Source organism: Tepidimonas sp., from assembly GCF_029335975.1.
In the GTDB taxonomy this organism is placed as follows: domain Bacteria; phylum Pseudomonadota; class Gammaproteobacteria; order Burkholderiales; family Burkholderiaceae_C; genus Tepidimonas.
The window spans coordinates 1-4,348 of sequence record NZ_JARJMT020000117.1 but is presented as its reverse complement, the minus strand read 5'-3'; the positions used below and the strand labels follow the sequence as shown (position 1 = coordinate 4,348).

At 65.2% G+C, this 4,348-nt stretch carries 3 protein-coding genes; 2 read left to right on the top strand and 1 reads right to left on the bottom strand.

Features of this window, described 5'->3' with window-relative positions; translation table 11 throughout:
* Positions 1–2,277, top strand: a 2,277-nt coding sequence (clpA, locus tag P3W97_RS06465; protein ID WP_300844938.1) for an ATP-dependent Clp protease ATP-binding subunit ClpA, incomplete at its 5' end; no start/stop codon positions are given.
* Between the two features lie 37 nt (positions 2,278–2,314).
* Here the strand turns inward: clpA and P3W97_RS06460 are convergent.
* Entirely contained in the window at positions 2,315–2,857 is a 543-nt protein-coding gene (locus tag P3W97_RS06460) for a methylated-DNA--[protein]-cysteine S-methyltransferase (RefSeq protein ID WP_300844936.1), read from the bottom strand.
* A gap of 96 nt (positions 2,858–2,953) precedes the next feature.
* Between P3W97_RS06460 and sbcB the strand changes: the two genes are divergently transcribed.
* On the top strand, positions 2,954–4,348 hold a 1,395-nt coding region (gene sbcB / locus P3W97_RS06455; RefSeq protein ID WP_300844934.1), incomplete at its 3' end, for an exodeoxyribonuclease I.

Here is a 4,348-nt window from a genome sequence, read left to right as displayed (position 1 = left end):
CGGCACGAATTCATCACGGTCGAGCATCTGCTGCTGGCCCTGCTGGACAACCCCAGTGCCGCCGAGGTGCTGCGCGCCTGCAATGCCAACATCGATGATCTGCGCAAGTCGCTGACCACCTTCATCAAGGACAACACGCCCACCGTGGCGGGGACAGATGAGGTGGACACGCAACCGACGCTGGGCTTCCAGCGTGTGATCCAGCGCGCCATCATGCATGTCCAGTCCACCGGCAATGGCAAAAAAGAGGTCACCGGTGCCAACGTGCTGGTGGCCATCTTTGGCGAGAAGGACTCGCATGCGGTGTACTACCTGCATCAGCAGGGCATTACCCGGCTGGATGTGGTCAACTACATTGCCCATGGCATCCGCAAGGGCGAGTCGCCCGAGCCCGCCAGGTCCAGCGAGGGCAGCGCCGCCGACAACGAAGAGGCCAGCGAGGCCAAGGGCAACGAGAAGGCATCGGTGCTGGAGCAGTTCACCCAGAACCTCAACCAATTGGCCAAAGATGGCAAGATCGACCCACTGATCGGGCGGGACTACGAGGTCGAGCGGGTGATTCAAATCCTGTGCCGCCGGCGCAAAAACAACCCGCTGCTGGTGGGTGAGGCCGGCGTGGGCAAAACCGCCATCGCCGAAGGGCTGGCGTGGCGCATCGTGCAAAAGGATGTGCCGGAAGTGCTGGCCGATGCGACGGTGTATGCCCTGGACATGGGGGCGCTGTTGGCTGGCACCAAATACCGTGGGGATTTCGAGCAACGCTTGAAAGGGGTGCTCAAGGCGCTGAAGGACAAACCCAGCGCCATCCTGTTCATCGATGAGATCCACACCCTCATCGGCGCCGGCGCGGCTTCCGGCGGTACGCTGGATGCCTCCAACTTGCTCAAGCCCGCGCTGTCCAGTGGACAGCTCAAGTGCATCGGTGCGACCACTTTTACCGAGTACCGGGGTATTTTCGAGAAAGACGCCGCGCTGTCGCGGCGCTTCCAGAAGGTGGATGTGGTCGAGCCCACGGTGGAGCAGACGATCGAGATCCTCAAGGGCCTGAAGTCGCGCTTCGAGGAGCACCACAGCGTCAAATATGCCGCTGCGGCGCTGCAGGCGGCAGCCGAACTATCGGCCAAGTACATCAACGACCGCCACCTGCCCGACAAAGCCATCGACGTCATCGACGAAGCCGGGGCGGCGCAGCGCGTCGTGGCCCCTTCCAAGCGCAAAAAGACCATCGGCAAGGCCGAGATCGAGGAAATCGTCGCCAAGATCGCGCGCATTCCGCCGGCCAGCGTCTCCAGCGACGACCGTGGCAAGCTGCAAAATCTGGAGCGCGACCTCAAGTCTGTGGTGTTTGGTCAGGACAAGGCGCTGGAGTTGTTGGCCTCCTCCGTCAAGATGGCGCGCTCCGGCTTGGGCAAGCCCGACAAACCGATCGGGGCGTTCCTGTTCAGCGGCCCCACGGGCGTCGGCAAGACCGAAGCGGCCCGGCAACTCGCCTACATTCTGGGTATCGAGCTCATCCGCTTCGACATGTCGGAGTATATGGAGCGCCATGCGGTCAGTCGCCTGATCGGCGCGCCGCCGGGCTACGTCGGCTTTGACCAGGGCGGTCTGTTGACCGAAGCCGTCACCAAGAAGCCGCACTGCGTTCTGCTGCTCGACGAGATCGAAAAGGCCCACCCGGACATCTTCAACGTGCTGCTGCAGGTGATGGACCACGGCACGCTCACCGACAACAACGGACGCAAGGCCGACTTCCGCAACGTCATCATCATCATGACGACCAATGCCGGCGCCGAGACGATGAACAAGTCCACCATCGGTTTCACGACGCAGCGCCAAGCCGGCGACGAGATGGCCGACATCAAGCGCCTGTTCACGCCAGAATTCCGCAACCGGCTCGACGCCATCGTCAGCTTCAAGCCGCTGGACGAGCAGGTCATCCTGCGCGTGGTGGACAAATTTCTGCTGCAACTGGAGCAGCAGCTGGCAGAGAAAAAGGTGGAGGTCACCTTCACCGATGCGTTGCGGCGCCATCTGGCGAAGAAGGGCTTCGACCCGCTGATGGGGGCGCGTCCGATGCAGCGCTTGATCCAGGACACGATTCGGCGTGCGCTGGCAGACGAACTGCTGTTTGGCCGGTTGGTAGACGGCGGGCGCCTGACGGTGGACGTCGAGACGCCCGAAGGTGGCGAGCCTCAGGTCAAACTCGACATCCAGCCGCTGCCGAAGAAGGACCGCAAAGCCGAGCCAGCCGAGCCGCAGGAAGCCACCACCGATTGATCGGCACCGGCTCGGGCCAACCCCAGGCCGAGCCGGGTCAGCCGACACCCAGCCGCGCCCCCTCGCGCCGCAGCAGTGCGTGCTTGCGCTCGATCCCCCAGCGGTAGCCTGTGAGGCCGCCGTCGCTGGCGATCACTCGGTGGCACGGGATCACCACCGCCAGCGGGTTGGCACCGCAGGCTTGCGCCACCGCCCGCGTGGCACGCGGGGCACCCAGACGATGGGCGACCTCGCCGTAGCCAAGGGTCTGGCCCGGTGCGATGGTGCGCAATACCGCCCACACGCGCTGCTGGAAAGCAGTCCCACGGATGTCCAGCGGCAGCGCAAAATCCTGCCCCGGGGTTTCGACGAGCGCGGCGACCGCGTCCGCCCATACGCGGTAGGTGCGCCGGCCATCCTGGATGGCTGCGCGGGGAAAACGCCGGCGCAGATCGGCCTGCCAGGCGTCGTCCGCGGCCCCCAGCGCGACGGCACACAGGCCAGTCGGGCTGACGGCCACCCGCACCTTCCCCAAGGAGCCGTAGGCGACAGCCGTGTGGAGGGTTTCTGGCGCAGGGGCGAAGGATGGCACAGATGGCATGGGCGACATGCCCCCACTGTACGCCAAACCGTGCCCCCTGACCCCATGTGCTTCGACGTGGCTGGTGCGGCGCTGCGCAGCGGTTAACATGCCCGGGTGACCCAGACCGCCCACACCTTTTTTTGGCACGATTACGAAACCTTCGGTGCCGATGCGCGGCGTGACCGCCCCGCCCAGTTTGCCGGCTTGCGCACCGATGCCGAGCTCAACCCGATCGGGGAGCCCGTCATCTGGTATTGCCGCCCGGCACCGGACTATTTGCCCGACCCGCAAAGCTGCCTGATCACTGGCATCACGCCCCAGCTCTGTTTGGACCGCGGCGTCACCGAGCGCAGCTTTGCCGAGTTGATCCTGGCCGAGCTGCAGCGCCCCGGCACCATCGGAGTGGGCTACAACTCCATCCGCTTCGACGATGAGTTCACCCGCTACCTGTTGTGGCGCAATCTGCTCGACCCATACAGCCGGGAGTGGCGCAATGGGTGTGGCCGCTGGGACATCTTGGACGTGGTGCGCATGACCTGGGCATTGCGCCCGCAAGGCATCGAATGGCCGCGCCATCCCGACGGGCGGCCGAGTTTTCGCCTCGAGGATCTGACGGCAGCGAATGGGCTGGCCCATGTTCAGGCGCACGATGCCTTGTCGGATGTGCGAGCCACCATGGCGGTGGCTCGTCTGATCCGCGAGCGCCAGCCCCGCCTGTTCGAATACGCCTTGGGCTTACACCGGCGCGATCGCGTGATGCAGGTGTTGGGCCTGCCTGCTGCGGCAGGCCAGGCGCGCCCCTTCGTGCATGTGTCCGGGCGGTTTTCTACCGAGCGGGGTTGCTTGGCAGTGATGTGGCCGCTGGCCAGCCATCCGTTTAACCGCAATGAGCTGTTGGCCTGGGATTTGGCGCACGATCCGCGCGTGCTAATCGATTTGCGACCGGAGGAGGCCCGTTGGCGCCTATTCACCGGCCAAGCGGACCTGCCTGCGGGCGTGCAACGGCTCGCGCTCAAGAGCATTCACCTCAATCGCTCGCCCATGGTGGTGGGCAATCCAGCGGTGTTGAGAGACAGCGCCGCCGAGCGTTTTGGGCTGGATCTGGGGCTGATCGAGCGCCACGCCGCCTATGCTGCCGAACTGCCCGATCTGGGGCCGCTGTGGGCCGCAGTGTTTGATCGCGGATACCCATCCGAACCCGCCGATGTGGACGGCGCGCTCTACGATGGTTTCCTCGGTGACGAGGACCGCCGCCGGCTGGCACGGCTGCGCCAGCTCGATCCCGCTGATCCAGCGTGGCAGCGGCTCGGGTTCGATGATCCACGGCTGCCGGAGTTGGTGTTTCGCTTCCGCGCCCGCAATCACCCCGGGTCGCTGCGGGACGATGAGCAGGCGCGCTGGCGCGCCCACTGCCGGGACCGTTTGATGAATGGCAGCGGAGGATTTCCCCCGTTGGCCGCCTATCTGGGGCGGTTGGACGAATTGGCCAACGCGGCTCTCGAGCGCGGT

Coding starts and splice junctions, on each gene's coding strand:
- P3W97_RS06460 (WP_300844936.1), bottom strand. CDS start 2,857: ATGCCATCTGTGCCATCCTTCGCCCCTGCGCCAGAAACCCTCCACACG.